Here is a 15,168-nt window from a genome sequence, read left to right on the forward strand (position 1 = left end):
TTTATTATTCGAATTGTTGAAAATCAATTTTTGTCATGTACAATAGATGGAAAGAAAAAACGTGAGAAGAGGAAATTGAATGGAAATACTGTTTGCAACAAAAGAAGATGTACTAGAAATTGTAACAATTTATAATGATGCAATTCTAAACACTACAGCAACATTTGATATGAAAATAAAAACAGAAGAAGAAATGCAAAAATGGTTTGCCAACCATAATGAGTTCTACCCAGTAATTGTTTCTAAAGAAAATGGTCAAGTAACAGGTTATTGTTCACTTACACAGTTTAAGGAAAAAGATGCATATAAACATACAGTAGAACTATCAGTCTATATTCATCCTGATCATCGTCGAAAAGGGCTAGCGAAGGCATTAATGATTGACATGATTGAAACTGCTAAAAAACTAGGTCACTTTACAATTATTTCTTGTATTACTAGCGGAAACGAAGTGAGCGAAAGATTACATGAGAAATTAGGATTTAAAAAGGTAGGCCATTTTTATAAAGTGGGTCAGAAATTTAATCAATGGCTAGATATCGTTTATTATCAATTAATGCTCTAAGCCAAATTCAAGAACTTAATAAGAAATCAATTTTATATCATCATTTTATCCATTGGACATTACAGAACCTGGGTGTTTTATTTGTAAAAAGGCCGTATTATTCATAATTTCTATACTATGAACGTAAAATGTAGGAGAAATGTCGGAAAGTGGGGGAAATGACTTTGAAATTAAAACGCGCATTGACCCAGAAATTAGCAAAAAAAATTCATAACTTTTTATTCCTTGGAAAAATTGTTACAGAAAGAGTAGTGGACCAAGAGAAGCAGAGCTTACTTTTCTATGAAGATGAAGATCATATTCGTTTTTATGTAGAGTGTTTATCTCCAATTCCATCAAAGTTAAAAGCTAGTTTTTCAACTCAAGATGTTTTGTTTGTAGGGACAACTGCAAATAAAAATAATGAAAGTAAAATAAAACCACTAATTAAAAGTAAGAAGAAAGATGACATAATTGATGGATTAAAAAAGATTTTTGATTCTAAATTAGTGATGTTTCGTCTTGAATATGCCAATGAAGTTGTCACAGCAGATCTAGTTGAGTTTTTTGATGGGAAACGGGACACTTCCTACCATCTTCTACCTGTCATCGAACTTAGGGGAGAGGGAAAGCGTGAAGAGGTCGAAAACCGACTTATTAAAGGTTCTTTGCCAATTCATCTGCCAAAGTATTTTAATGATTTTGATCAACCTGAATTTGTCTTTTATGAAAATCGACTATATGGCAATTTGTTTTTAAAATCGATGATGAATGATATTAGTTATTTAGAAAAACAAAATGAAGTTACATTTCAAGATTATGATGAAGATGAACTTAAAAAGTCCTTTATTCATTTAAATCATTTAATTTATTTTATTCCCGAAAAACAGTGGGAAGAGTTATGTAAAAACTTTAAAAAAGAATGCAAAGAACTTATTTATACGCAAGATTTTACTGAGAAACAAGCTTTTCCCGTTGAATGGAGTAATGATACTGAAAATGCTTTTATTGAACGTTTTTACCAAAATTGTTTGCAGCAAGGATTGTTATACGAAAAAAAAGATATTATTAATTTTCATATATGTTGTAAATTTCAGGCTCTAACAATTTTAGGTGGTGTAAGCGGTACTGGGAAATCTCAATTAGCACGTATTTATGGCGAAACCTTAGGACTTGAATTTGGTAAGGAGTTACTATTTGTTCCAATTTCACCATCTTATCGTGAACATTATGATTTATTGGGTTATTTAAATCCGACTACTGGGATTTATATAGACTCTGAGACCGGATTAACGAAATTACTTATAGAGGCCGAACAGTTTCCACACAGGATGTATATGGTGATCTTTGATGAAATGAATCTTTCTCAAATTGAACATTGGTTTAGTAAATTTTTATCAATTTTAGAAATGCCTCAGGATAAGAGAGTGATTACGCTATTCCATGATCATAACGTAGTCATTAATCAATATTATAAGCCTAAAGTAAGAATAGGTAATAATATTATTTTTGTTGGAACAGTTAACTTTGATGAAACTTCAAGTGAGTTTTCTTTAAGACTGTTAGATCGTGTAAATATAATCTCACTTAGATCAACTTCATTCATAAATTATGCAGAAAAGATGAATAATGAAAATATTTATGAAACTGTACCACAAATATATATTAATGCAGAAAACTATAGTAATTGGACAAAGAAAACTTTAAGTGCATCTGAGCTTACAAGTGATGAATTAAAGTTTTTTGATGAGTTTAATAAAATAGTTGAACATTCACTAAGTGAGCGAATAATCTCTCCGCGTATGATTAAAGATTTATCAAATTATTTAGCGAATATACCTACTCTTCCATCCCATATTCAATTCGAACGAAAAGAAGCGATCGATCTCTTTGTTAAGCAACGCGTATTAACTAAAGTTAGGGGATTATTTGCTAATTTAGAAGAATTAATTGGTACAGGTGAAGGGAACGAGCAGGAAGGGCTACTAAACATGGTCATGAAATCTAATTTAGGTAGATCAATTTCTGACTTTGAGTATTCTATTAAAGAATTGAAAAAGAAAAGAAAGCAGCTGGAGATTGATGGATATGTCAACTAATAATAGTCCAGAAATTTTTGAGCCACTTTATCTCCCATTTACGATTGCAATTCTTGTCGGAACTAGGGGGAAAGAGGAAAAAATATCTCTTGATGCACTTACAATGAACCCAAAAGAAGCTTACTTATTTGCCTATGAAATACAGGAATTAAAAAGATTTTTATTTCAAGTCGATGGTGAGTTTGACGGTAAAATTACGTTCGTTTGGAATAATCTTTATCATTTTCAACAAGAAAACCTGGATGATCAGCAGTTTATTTTTACATCTGAAAAAAGAAAAATATTAATATATGAACATGGTAAAACCGAGAATGCCTATCCTTGGAGATGCGGGTATTATGAATTTTGTATTATTTATCAAGAACAACAGTTTTATGGAATGATAAAAATAGTACCGAAAAATTTAGATTATGATCAATTAGAGTGGATGCATACAACATTAAATCAACAAATAAATGGAATAATGAATGACTCGCAATACTTTAAAAAATCTTCTGCTTCATTTACTCAAAATGGAACAATGTATTTTTGGCCAATTATTCGATTTATCGAGTCAAATGAAGAGAGACTACTAGTTGCAATACAGCAGTTTATAAGTAAATTGAAGCGGAAGCAAAAAAAGGAATATGAATTAAAAAGGCAGGTAAAAAAATTAGATTTTAATACAATTAGATGGACATTATTGCATCCAGCCATTTCAAATGCAACTAATTTAACAATGCAACCAGTTGTTCAAGAAGAAAATTATATTGATGAGATAAAGTATGCTAAACATAAAGTTCGTAAATTTCTACTTACAATTGAAACCTTATTAACTTTTGTAAAATATGAATTAGTAAAAGACAAAAATAAAATGGATCAAATCGATTTTCAAGTGAAGGATATAGAAAAAATGATGCAAAATGTAGTTGGGAATGGCTCAATTACCGATCGAGAAAAAGCTAAATATAGACAGTCAAAAATGTTAAAAGAGCTAGAATTAGAAAAATTAACTAAAAGTGTTTCAGAAAAAGAACGAATTACGAATTCTTTAGAAAAACTTTATGAAGTCTATTTTAGAGAATATACAATTGGGGTTTTTCGTTTAGCAACGGATACTGATACTTCAAAATATCCAACTAGTCCATCGAAAGTATTTTTAAATTTTATTCATTCCTTAAGCCTGTTTGATAAAAAGGTAAAAGAATACGGAAAAAAACAAATGCTTTTACCAGTATATAAGCCAACTTTTTTACTATATGAATACTTTGTCTTTTTCTCATTATGCGATATTTTCTTAAAGTTAAAATTTAAAAATGATTCTGAACCATTAGCTGAACAGATTTTAATGCATATAAAAGACGATGAGTTAATGGACGGAGCATTTGTGTCTCTTGAAAATAAAAATTGGATCATTAATTTAGTTTATAACGAAATCATCGAGGGAAGTCCACAAGTATCACTGTTAAAAGGAACAAATTTTTTTAGTGGTGAAGAATCAAAAAAACCGGATATAAGATTAGATTTTTATCGAAAAAAAAATAAAGAATACGTTGCTTCGATCATTTTTGAAATTAAATATAGTCCAATGTTTAATATTTATCAACCAGTAGGGAATACAAAGGCAATGGAACAAATGTATAAATACTGGGGACTTAAGTATGTTGAACGTGTTAATGGAAAAATGACATATGTGCGAAAACCGATCAACGAAGTGATTTGCTTATATCCGGGTAGTAATGTTCATCGTAAAGTTCTAGAAGCGGGCTGTGGCACTTATATTCAGTTTTATCCGAAGAAAAAGGGCGAGGATTTTTATGAACTAGTAGGTGAAAGAGAGTTAGTAGAAATAATAAACAAAACACTTGAAGAACTTAAATAATCCCAAGATGAACCCTTTGCGATTTGATTGTAATTGAAACTGAATTTTGAGAAAGTCAAACAAACAAATTTTTATGTGCCCTTTACCAATCGATGGCATAGGGCATAATTTTTTAATTCGAAGATGTTTTGTCATTTTGATACATTGTTTATATTATAAATTACGAAAAAATATTTCGGTTGAAAACTTGCAATATCGTATTAATCTATACTAGAAAACTAATTATGAGATTATTTTGATTTCACAAATTATACATAATTAGTTATGTAAGCGTTGCCAAAAGCTAAATTTTACCATACAATAGAGCCATATATAAACAGACCAATAAAATATTTTTTTAACAAAATAACTAAATAGTATTAAAGAGACAATACTAAAATTTGGTATAAACTTTGTTTTATAGACGTAAGATAAGAATATTTATATAGGAATTTTAGGGGTGAGTGAGAGTGTTTCGTGTTATTCATACAAAAGAAGAGAATAATTTATTTAACGAGCTTTGGGGAGATTTTTGTGAAGAAAACGAAATACCTTTCTTAGTAAGAAGTAATGAAGTTACTCGTTATGGAATTTGTAATTCGGATAAAAAGTTAATTGGTACCCTCGAGTTTAGTAAATATAATATTGAAAATGAGGATAAAAATAAATATTATTATAATTTTTCCGAAAACAAATATATTAAATATATTCAAAATGAAGAAATCTATGAAATTGGTAAATTATTAATTACAAGGGAAAATAGAGGTAAAGGATTTTTTAAACAAATTTTACTAGCGTGTTATGATCATGCCAATCAGACTAACGCTGATTGGTATATTGGTACAATAAATAAAAGACTATATATGTTTGCTAGAAGTGCAGGATTTAAAATTTTACCGATTGATGAGTATTTTGAAATAAGTGATGATATTATTGCTGTACCATTTTTATTGGATATAAAGCATGCTATTAAGTTATTAAAATATTCAAATGAATTTAAAGAAATATTAATGTATTATGATAAATAATTGTAAAAAACTCAGGGATTAACCTGAGTTTTTTTATTTGCATTTTATTCTTGTTCAAGAATACCTACAGCCTGATTCGTTTGATTATAAGCTGTTTGACAAGCTTGAAGCGCTTGTTCGATTCTTTCGTGGTTTTGGGGTTTTTCAACCGTTCCTAAAGCAGATTGAAGACATTCAATTGCGTGTTTAAGTTCAGTAGTTGCATCCTGAGTATATTGTCGAGCATTTTTTTGCATGTTAATTCCTCCTTTCATACAAAATTATTTTTGACCAACATTCATTTTAGTATGTAAAAAAACGTAGAAGAATTTTCTTCTACGTTTTTAAATGCACGCCAAACGATTGCATCCTTCATTATTTCGCTTAGCTTCGTTCTTTAGTTCAATTCATTAAACCATAAACATGTCTTTAGATTTTTTAAACTCCGAATATCGATAAAATTGCAAATCGTTTTTTCGGTTTAAATGTAATAATCTTTTTCTGATCCTCTAAATCTGCTTTTAATAAGGTCACCTGCTCATTTAATTGTTCTACTTGATTTTCAAGTTTAACAACTACTTTCTTTAAATCTTCAATTTCACATCGATGTTCCAAAATTTGTACCGAAACAACTTCATTTGCTTTTGTTTCAATTTTTTCTTCAAGTTTTATTAATTTTTGAGTTAATTCTTTTATAATGTCAATATGATCCGTGTCATTTTGTTTTGGTTCGATCGTTTGCATTGAAGCTTCATAAATTTCTTTAATTTGTTCGATTTGTTCCTCTGTAAATAAATATCCGTTATGAGTTTTCTCTACTTTTAAATTACCTTTTTTTAAAAAAAATAATACTTTTTTATTTGTTAATTGCAGTTGTTCTGCCACTTGAGAAGTTGTATACATACGCTATTCCTCCTCCAAATAATTTATATATTAAAAATTCTTTATAAAACTGCACATTCCTTTGAGGTTGACAAAACTAGTGTTGACTCGGCAAAAGTTCTTAAAATACTCCGAATAAATAAGTTCTTAACATTCAAAATAGCTGAAAATGTAAACTTAATTACTTTTGTATTGATTTTTATCGAAACTCGGTTTATTAAGGTGTTTTTAGTAAAATATTCTACTAATTTTAGAATATAAAGTAGATAAATAGCATATAATGCAAGACACTGATCGGAGAAGGAAAATTGAGAAAAGGTAAAGAATGGTATTAAGAGAGCAGTCATATTGAGTGTGAAAACTAGAAAATGCAAATCCTTTTCAAAAATCATTTTCGATCCAAGTTTAAGAATGCCTAAATAAAAAAATTTTGATAACAAATTATTTAACTGAATATACTAAGATAAGCCTATTTAAAAATATTAATTATGAAGATGGCCTTCACTTCCAATTGGAGGGATGACTCAATTGTTTGGAATTGGTACTAAGTTATTGTTAGTTGTTGTATTAATTGCTTTTACTGCCTTTTTTGTTGCATCAGAATTTGCAATCGTAAAAATTAGAAGTTCTAGAATTGATCAATTAATTGGTGAGGGAAATAAGAAAGCAAGAGCTGTAAAACGCGTAATAACACATCTCGATGAATATCTTTCAGCTTGTCAACTTGGTATAACTGTTACGAGTTTAGGATTAGGTTGGTTAGGTGAACCAGCTGTAGATGAATTATTGCATCCATTACTTGACGATTTGCATTTACCTACTGCTGTAAGTGGCACGATCTCTTTTTTATTAGCGTTTGGAATTATTACATTTATTCATGTTGTCGTTGGTGAATTAGCTCCTAAAACAATCGCTATTCAAAAGGCTGAACAGATTACATTAACGTTTTCTCCAGCTTTAATTCTTTTTTACAAAATTACCTATCCGTTCATTTGGTTGTTTAATAATTCAGCAAGGATGGTCTTGAAAATATTTGGACTTCCTCCTGCTTCAGAACATGAAGTTGCTCATTCAGAAGAGGAATTAAGAATTCTACTTTCTGAAAGCTATAAAAGTGGCGAAATAAATCAATCTGAATTTAAGTATGTGAACAATATATTTGATTTCAATATGCGAGTAGCAAAAGAAATAATGGTTCCTCGAACGGAAATGGTTGCAATTGACTTACGTGAAGCTTTTCATGAGAATATTCACTTTATGAGTACAGAAAAATATACACGTTTTCCTGTTGTAGATGGAGATAAGGACCATGTCGTTGGTTTAATAAATTTTAAAGATGTTTTTACTGATTTTGTTCTTCATAAAGGGGAAGCAGAGGTAAAAACACTTGAACAATATATTAGACCAATCATTCAAGTTATTGAATCAATATCAGTTCATGATTTATTAGTTAAAATGCAAAGAGAACATATACATATGTCGATCTTAGTTGATGAATACGGAGGTACATCTGGCTTAGTAACAGTTGAAGATATTTTAGAAGAAATTGTTGGGGAAATACGAGATGAGTTTGATGTTGATGAGAAAGAGGATATAAGTAAAGTAAGCGAAAATAAATTCATCATTGCAGGTAAAGTTTTAATTAGTGAAATTAATGATGTTTTTAGCTTAGATATTGATGATACAGATGTTGATACAATTGGTGGATGGATTTTAACTGAAAATTTTGATGTGCAAGAAGGGGATTCGATTAAATTTCATAACTGTTCATTTAAAGTTCTTAAGTTAGATGGACATTATATAAAATCAATTGAATTAACACGGGAACCAATTAAAAAACCTGAGCTTGAAGAAGAAAGCGCAACTTAAATTGTAATTACAATTGAGCTGCGCTTTTATCCTCATCATAAAAAATTTCACATACCGAATTAATTAAAAATTAGTAGATTTGTAAAGCTCATCTTTAATAAATATTTCATTTTTATCAATTGCGTCATTATGTGTAACGACAAGCCCGATTGGAGTAGGGACGGGTAAATTATTGACAAGTGAAAAGGGAATATTTTTATTCTTTGCCAGTAAAAGATATTTAGAAATTGTATTATAAGGCAGTGTACCATTTAATAATAAAGTAACATTTTTCATATTGATTGATTTTTCAACGATTGGATAAATCGAATTTGCCATGACTTGACTTGTAGTTAAAGCAATTTCAATTCTTTCGCGAATTGTTCCTAAAAAAATATTTCGTTCTTCAATTTTTATTTGCTTTTCGCCATAGATACCTTTAATTAAATAATCTTCCACTTTATTTCCAGCCATCGAAATACCTACCTTCAGTTTATTAAGTTAATTGTATCTAACTTTATTCTATTCTACACACCATATTATTGACATTTTTGCATACTTTTAGTTTTATTATTACTAGAACTAGTGATCTTCGTAAAAGTCAGGTTCTTAATGAAATGTAAGAAATATTCATGAATTTAATTTACAATTTAACAGAATAATGTAAAAAATATTACTTTGTCGTAATAAATTCGACAAATTTTTATTTTTTTACTTAACGAATATTTAAAAATTTGTTACTATTTAATTAATAGATTTTTTATTGGAGGTGTTCCTTATTGATATGTCAATAGAGAGTAGGTATAGCACTTTCATAAAGGAAAGTATGCCTACATTAACAAAGAATTGGGTCGCTCAAGCGGTAATAAGCGATAATGATCCATTTAAAACCGAGATTATCATTAATGGAACTAAATTGATTGACTTTACATTATTATTTATTGAGGGCAAAATAAATGAGGATCAAGTCAAAGATTTGGCACATAAAATAGCCCTTGAACGAGCTAAAGCAAGTGCTAACATCGGAGATTTTGTGTATAATTCAAATATAGCTAGAAGTGAACTTTTTAAACATTTGTCTGAATTTGAAGAAAGTATTAGCCTACTTCAGCCGCTCATAAATAAAATTAACTACGTTTTTGACCAGTTTATTTATTTTACAGTAAAAGAGTATTCTTATCTCATTACACAAGATATAGAAGAAAAAAAGCAGTTCATTGACGAGACTCATAAAGAGAGACTTACAATCCTAGGACAAATGTCAGCTAGTTTCGTTCATGAATTTAGAAATCCACTAACTTCTATTATTGGATTTGTAAAATTACTTAAAGGGGATCATCCTCAATTAAAGTATTTAGATATCATAGATCATGAATTGCATCAATTAAATTTTAGAATTGATCAATTTCTTCATGTTTCGAAAAAGGATCATGACCAAAGGGTGGAATCCTTTTTAATTAATGATTTATTTAAAGAAATCACAGAATTCTTATATCCAAGTATTGTAAATTCGAATGTCATTTTACAAGAAGGAATTTCACAAAAAATATACATACCGGGTTTCAGAAATGAACTTCGTCAAGTTTTACTTAACATATTAATGAATTCAATCGATGCCTTGGCGGAAAACGATGGTCAAAAAACGATTCATTACCAAGTTTCAGATCTAGAGGATATGATTGAAATTCAAATAAGAAATAATGGCCCTAAAATCAGTGAAGAAAGCATACGGACAATTTTTGAACCATTTGTTACGACAAAAAATCATGGTACTGGAATTGGCTTATTTGTATGTAAACAAATTATTGAAAAACATGATGGCAAAATCGAATGTTTTTCTGATGATGAATGGACAGCATTTTACATAAAATTGCCAAAAGGGGCATAAAAAAACTCGGATAATCAGTCCGAGTTTTTTATTTGTATTGGGAATTTAGTGAACAGACTAAAATAATGTAATAACTTCAAACTTTGGGTCCTCTTCAACACACCCTACTGAAATTAAATCATATACTATATTTTCTTTAAACTTTGATTTATAGAGCGGAAATATGATTTTTTTCGTACCTGTTAATCGTATTTCCAAATTAACTGTCATAGGCGATATAGGTAGATATTCTGAGGCTTTTAGGTATGGGACATTAGGGAAAACAACATCTCCTTCACCAGCTTTTACTGCAAAATCTAGATTTGGTGAATTAGGGGATAAATTAATAAAGCGAATTTTAGCTTCTCCTTGTGGCAAGGAATGATTATCCATATATGAAAACAGCGATATTTGGTCTAAGTTATGACCAATAGCAATCGTATAATTTTGCTCAGCAAGTAAATTTATTTGTTCAGAATGAATTGGTTTTGATAGATCATTCGTTTTAAAAATCTCAACAAAGTGTACCCCTGAAGGTAAAGTTAAATAGTGAGTTGATTCTTTAAAAGTTAAATTCGAAATAAATTTCGTACGATTAACATATATGTCTAAGCTTATTTTTTTAGGCAAAACATTAACGAGTCTTATAAAAGCTAAATTTTGCTTTACTATATTATCCTGTTTATAAATTATTGGTGAATTATTTTTTATTAGCTTTTGGAACGAATCAAATCGATTATAATTAACGGGGAACAAATTGTCCTCTTTTTTTGAATAGGATGAAAAATGATTAAAAATATTCGGGTTTATTCGTTTTTTTTCTACCACTTTCTTCAAACTACATACCTCCTATGAGTACCATCCTACGATCCCATTTAAAATAGTATTCATTAACGAGAAAATTATGAATTATTTTATATTTAAAACTCTTAAAATAGTTATTGCTTTTTAGGCTCAAGATTTTATAGAATACTATCAATATAGTTTTTTACAATTAAATATTAGCTAATTAAGTTTATTCATTTTAAATTAAATGATTCAGTATGAAGACAAAGTCCTAAAACTTGTTTTTTAAGTCTGGATCACTATAAATTGAAAAGATTCTTAATACGCTCGTATAATTTTGGAAATAACCGGTCCAAAAGTATCTACCAAGCTGCCGATATAGTTTGACTACGAGAGATATGACATAGCATATTCTCTCCTAAATATTTAGGAGGAAACAAACATGAACTTACATGAAATGAAAACGTCAACAAAAGCTGAAAAGGCTGATTTTTTAATTATAAATGGGAAAATAGTAAATGTTTTTACGAAAGAAATAATAGAAGATTCGATTGCAATTACAAATGGAATAATAGTTGGAATAGGTGATTATGAAGCTAATGTAGTAATTGATGCTGAAGGGAAATATATATCACCTGGCTTTATTGATTCCCACGTCCATATTGAATCATCAATGGTTTTACCAAGTGAATATGCAAGAACTGTTCTACCACATGGAGTAACAACTGTTATTTGCGATCCACATGAAATTGCAAATGTTTCTGGGGTAGATGGAATTAAAATGATGTTAGACGCATCAGAAAATATCCCGTTAGACGTTAGAATTATGCTACCGTCCTGTGTACCTGCTACCTCATTAGAGCGTGGAGGAGCCGTACTTTATGCAGAACATTTAGAACCCTTTATGACACATCCGAGAGTACTTGGATTAGCTGAAGTAATGGATTATCCTGCGGTAATGTCGATGGAAAAACAAATGATTGATAAATTAAAGTTAGCACATGCTTATCAAAAACCGATCGATGGTCATTTAGCTGGACTAACTAAAAATGAAATAAACACCTATTCTTATGCAGGTATTTCAACTGATCATGAATGTACAAATGTTCAAGAAGTAATGGAAAGACTGCGAGCAGGGTTATTTGTAGCATTTAGAGAAGGTTCGGCTGCAAGAAATCTAAAGGATTTATTACCTGCAGTAAATGATCGAAATGCACAGCGAATTATGTATTGTACAGATGATAAACATTTAGACGATATTATAAAAGAAGGTTCGATTGATTTTTGTATTCGAACAGCAATCAAATATGGAATTGACCCAGTGACTGCTTATTCAATGGCAACATTAAATCCGGCAACATGCTATGGTTTAAAACAAAAAGGTGCAATTGCTCCTGGATATGAAGCAAGCTTTGTATTTTTAAACGACTTAGAATTAGTAGAAGTGACGGACGTTTGGTGTGAAAATGAGTTTATCGTTAAAAACAAACAAAATTGTAAACAAATAAAAAATGAAGAGTCAAATTTGATTGATTCAAAAGTAAGCATAGGTGATCTAAAGATTGAAGATCTTGAATTAAAAACAAACTTTAACACGCTTGCAAATATAATTGAAATTAATCCGAATAGTATCGTAACAAATCATTTAATTGAAAAATTATCAAATGAATATACTCATTTTGTTCCAAATGTCGCCGAAAACTTATGTAAAGTTGCAGTAATAGATCGCTATCATTCTGAAAAAGAGATTGGTCTTGGGATTGTAAAAGGTTTAAATTTAATTGAGGGAGCAATCGCTACAACCATTGCTCATGATTCACACCAATTAATCGTTGCTGGTATGAATGATAATGATATGTATCTTGCAATTAAAACAATTGAAGAAATGAACGGTGGAATAGTAGTGGTAGCATCTGGAAAAGTTATTGCCAAATTATCATTACCGATTGGTGGTTTAATGAGTAATCAATCTGCCGAAGAAGTCGAAGCAGGTTTATATCAAATTGAAAAATCATTACTTCAAATTAGACCAAACAATACATTTAACGCTTTTTTAACATTATCATTTCTAGCACTGCCAGTTATTCCGAGTATAAAACTAACGACTAAAGGTTTATTTAATGTAAATGAATTTAAATTTATTCCAGTTTTTCCTGGAGAATAAATATCAGAAAATGAAGACTCCTAGCTAAGGAGTCTTTTTCTATTTAATGATATAAGGGAGAAAGGTAAATACTTGTATTTAAGAGTAGAAGGAATTTTTCATAGAGGAGTATTTTGAATGTCAGATGTGATTTTTAATCATTTTAAAAGAGTACCACTTTTTAAAGATCTCTCGAATGAAGAGCTTCAATCGATAGTGGATATTTCACATATGAGATTATATAAAGCAAAATCATTTGTCTTTTTGCAAGGTGACAAACTTGATCGCGTGTTTTTTATACACTCCGGAAAGATAAAAATACATATAACTGATCTATCGGGTAGAGAACAAATTGTTTCGGTACCACGAACTGGTGAAATGTTTCCACATGTTGGTTTATTTCGAAAAGGAACCTTCCCAGCACATGCTGAAGTGCTTAAAACAGCAGAGTTAATTATCACACCAGTCGCTGACTTTGAGCAAATTCTGATTAAATATCCTGAACTATGTATAAAGTTATTAAAGTTTCTTGGAGAAAAAATTATCGATCTACAAGCTAGATTAGTTGAACAAACACTTCATAATACATATGATCAAGTAATCATGTTATTATTACGACTTTGTAAAACAAATGGGGTATCTTTAGATAAAAATCAATATAAAATAACAACACATTTTACAAATCGCGAACTTGCTAATATGATTGGTTCATCAAGAGAGACAGTAAATCGTACAATAAATCAATTAAGAAAAAAAGAATTAATTACGATTGATTCAGAAGGCTTTTTAGTCGTAAAAATAGAAGAATTGCAAGCGGAAGTTAACTAAAGAAGGAGCATGAGATTGTCATGCTCCTTCACGCTGTTGAAAAACAACCTTGTCAATTAAATTACCAAATTTTCGTAAAAGGAGTAGAGTGATGTTGATTTCCATTACAGGATGCTCGCTTTCCATGGGGCGAGACCTGAGCCTCCTCGGCAAGCCTGCGGGGTCTCAGCCTTCCCGCTTATCCCATAGGAGTCGAGCATCCCTCCATTCCAACTTATCCATCAAAAAAAGTCTGCAATAAATCCTAATCAAATAGCCTTTACTTAGATTAACCTACTTGTATATTAAACAACTTGTAGGTCAATTAATATCGAACTTTCATTAAACAATTGATTTTGTTTTTCTAAAAATTAGCTCATATATTTTTAACTTCTGAAAAAAATCATTAGTAGTGTTATTGGAATCATAACATTGCACAAACAGATTAGCATTTAAAACCATTAAGAGATCTTCCAAAAAATGATAATTTCATTTTAAATAAATGTTCATTTAATGTCCGTTTTCCTTATTGACCATTTTATATATACTAGGCCTAATAGTTAATTCCTAATAATTGCTCGTTTAAACAATATATTATTTTCTAAATGGATATGTTGGAATGTATCAGCCTCTAGAGCTTCAAGTCTTTGATAAAAGGCGATAAGTACTACAAGCCTCTTTTGGTGGGGTATAGTCATTTGTAATTTCACGTAATTCTTTTAAAATATCCCCTGCAGAACTGTGCTCATTTTCTAGTTCGCTAACGATATTTTTTAATTTCAGGTAATTTTCATTAGTTGGGTTTTGTTCATATTCTAAAATCAATTTAAAATCTGTTGTTTCTTCCTTCCATGTATGTTCCTCTAATTCTGTTTTTAAATCAAAGAACAACTTGTGTAATCTTACTAAATGAGGTTGAGTTTCTCCGTGAACTCGCATTACTTTAGTTACATATGGACTTAATAGAGGTAATTCCTCATTTAAAAAACGATGATGATTGTTCACTATATGTTCGATTAAATCACTACTAGAAGCTTCTTTAAAATCAACTACTACTTCGTTTGATAATTTTTTTTCTTGATACAGTTTATTTAGTTTTGATAGTATTTCATCTTTTGAAATTTTTATTAATCAGATTAATAATTAATTAACCATAAAAAAATACTTCTAAACAAATGTTTCGGTAAGTAAATGACAATAAAATGACTCAAGAAAAATACTTGAGTCATTTTTACCTTTTTTCAATTTGTAATGAAGATTGTTCTCGTACTTTTAGTTAATTAATCAAAATCTACAAAATTTTAGATTGAAGAATTATTGAAGATATACTTGAATTAAGGGCAGT

General features: G+C 29.7%; 12 protein-coding genes, 1 pseudogene and 1 riboswitch. Of the genes and pseudogenes, 8 read left to right on the forward strand and 5 right to left on the reverse strand.

Annotation, left to right across the window (positions count from 1 at the left end; genetic code table 11):
- Positions 1-79 precede the first annotated feature (79 nt).
- From BED47_RS01255 to BED47_RS01270, 4 genes are all read left to right on the forward strand, one after another.
- Complete coding sequence (locus BED47_RS01255) at positions 80-565, forward strand: GNAT family N-acetyltransferase (RefSeq protein WP_069032006.1); 486 nt, start codon at positions 80-82, stop codon at positions 563-565.
- A gap of 164 nt (positions 566-729) precedes the next feature.
- The gene (locus BED47_RS01260) at positions 730-2,643 is read left to right on the forward strand and encodes a hypothetical protein (protein ID WP_139116321.1); all 1,914 of its coding nucleotides are present in this window, start codon (positions 730-732) and stop codon (positions 2,641-2,643) included.
- On the forward strand, positions 2,633-4,504 hold the full coding sequence (locus tag BED47_RS01265; protein ID WP_069032008.1) for a hypothetical protein: 1,872 nt from the start codon (positions 2,633-2,635) through the stop codon (positions 4,502-4,504). Before BED47_RS01260 ends, BED47_RS01265 begins: the two co-directional genes overlap by 11 nt.
- A 449-nt stretch (positions 4,505-4,953) precedes the next feature.
- The gene (locus BED47_RS01270; protein WP_069032009.1) at positions 4,954-5,511 is read left to right on the forward strand and encodes a hypothetical protein; all 558 of its coding nucleotides are present in this window, start codon (positions 4,954-4,956) and stop codon (positions 5,509-5,511) included.
- A 44-nt stretch (positions 5,512-5,555) separates the two neighbouring features.
- Here the strand turns inward: BED47_RS01270 and BED47_RS01275 are convergent, their stop codons facing one another.
- Together BED47_RS01275 and BED47_RS01280 are read right to left on the reverse strand one after the other, a co-directional pair.
- On the reverse strand, positions 5,556-5,747 hold the full coding sequence (locus BED47_RS01275; RefSeq protein ID WP_069032010.1) for a hypothetical protein: 192 nt from the start codon (positions 5,745-5,747) through the stop codon (positions 5,556-5,558).
- Positions 5,748-5,928: 181 nt separating this feature from the next.
- Complete coding sequence (locus tag BED47_RS01280) at positions 5,929-6,393, reverse strand: MerR family transcriptional regulator (RefSeq protein ID WP_069032011.1); 465 nt, start codon at positions 6,391-6,393, stop codon at positions 5,929-5,931.
- Positions 6,394-6,891: 498 nt separating this feature from the next.
- Between BED47_RS01280 and BED47_RS01285 the strand changes: the two genes are divergently transcribed.
- A complete protein-coding gene (locus BED47_RS01285; RefSeq protein WP_069032012.1) occupies positions 6,892-8,241 on the forward strand; it encodes a hemolysin family protein in 1,350 nt (449 codons plus the stop codon).
- A 63-nt stretch (positions 8,242-8,304) separates the two neighbouring features.
- Here BED47_RS01285 and BED47_RS01290 read toward each other — a convergent pair whose 3' ends face one another.
- Complete coding sequence (locus tag BED47_RS01290; RefSeq protein WP_069032013.1) at positions 8,305-8,694, reverse strand: YueI family protein; 390 nt, start codon at positions 8,692-8,694, stop codon at positions 8,305-8,307.
- Positions 8,695-9,004: 310 nt separating this feature from the next.
- Between BED47_RS01290 and BED47_RS01295 the strand changes: the two genes are divergently transcribed.
- Entirely contained in the window at positions 9,005-10,108 is a 1,104-nt protein-coding gene (locus BED47_RS01295) for a sensor histidine kinase (protein ID WP_069032014.1), read from the forward strand.
- A 57-nt stretch (positions 10,109-10,165) separates the two neighbouring features.
- On the opposite strand, the gene BED47_RS01300 is transcribed toward BED47_RS01295, so the two are convergent.
- Entirely contained in the window at positions 10,166-10,915 is a 750-nt protein-coding gene (locus tag BED47_RS01300; protein ID WP_254664529.1) for a DUF4397 domain-containing protein, read from the reverse strand.
- Positions 10,916-11,180: 265 nt separating this feature from the next.
- Positions 11,181-11,283: riboswitch (purine riboswitch) on the forward strand.
- 32 nt (positions 11,284-11,315) lie between these two features.
- Between BED47_RS01300 and ade the strand changes: the two genes are divergently transcribed.
- A complete protein-coding gene (gene ade, locus BED47_RS01305; protein ID WP_069032016.1) occupies positions 11,316-13,037 on the forward strand; it encodes an adenine deaminase in 1,722 nt (573 codons plus the stop codon).
- Between the two features lie 117 nt (positions 13,038-13,154).
- Positions 13,155-13,844 carry a Crp/Fnr family transcriptional regulator gene (locus BED47_RS01310; protein ID WP_069032017.1) on the forward strand — a complete coding sequence of 230 codons (690 nt, stop codon included), beginning with the start codon at positions 13,155-13,157 and terminating at the stop codon, positions 13,842-13,844.
- Positions 13,845-14,383: 539 nt separating this feature from the next.
- Here the strand turns inward: BED47_RS01310 and BED47_RS01315 are convergent.
- Positions 14,384-14,945 (reverse strand): annotated as a pseudogene (locus BED47_RS01315) (hemerythrin domain-containing protein); the annotation flags it as partial.
- Between the last annotated feature and the right edge of the window lie 223 nt (positions 14,946-15,168).

The organism is Gottfriedia luciferensis (genome assembly GCF_001712755.1).
GTDB classification, from domain to species: domain Bacteria; phylum Bacillota; class Bacilli; order Bacillales; family Bacillaceae_G; genus Gottfriedia; species Gottfriedia luciferensis_B.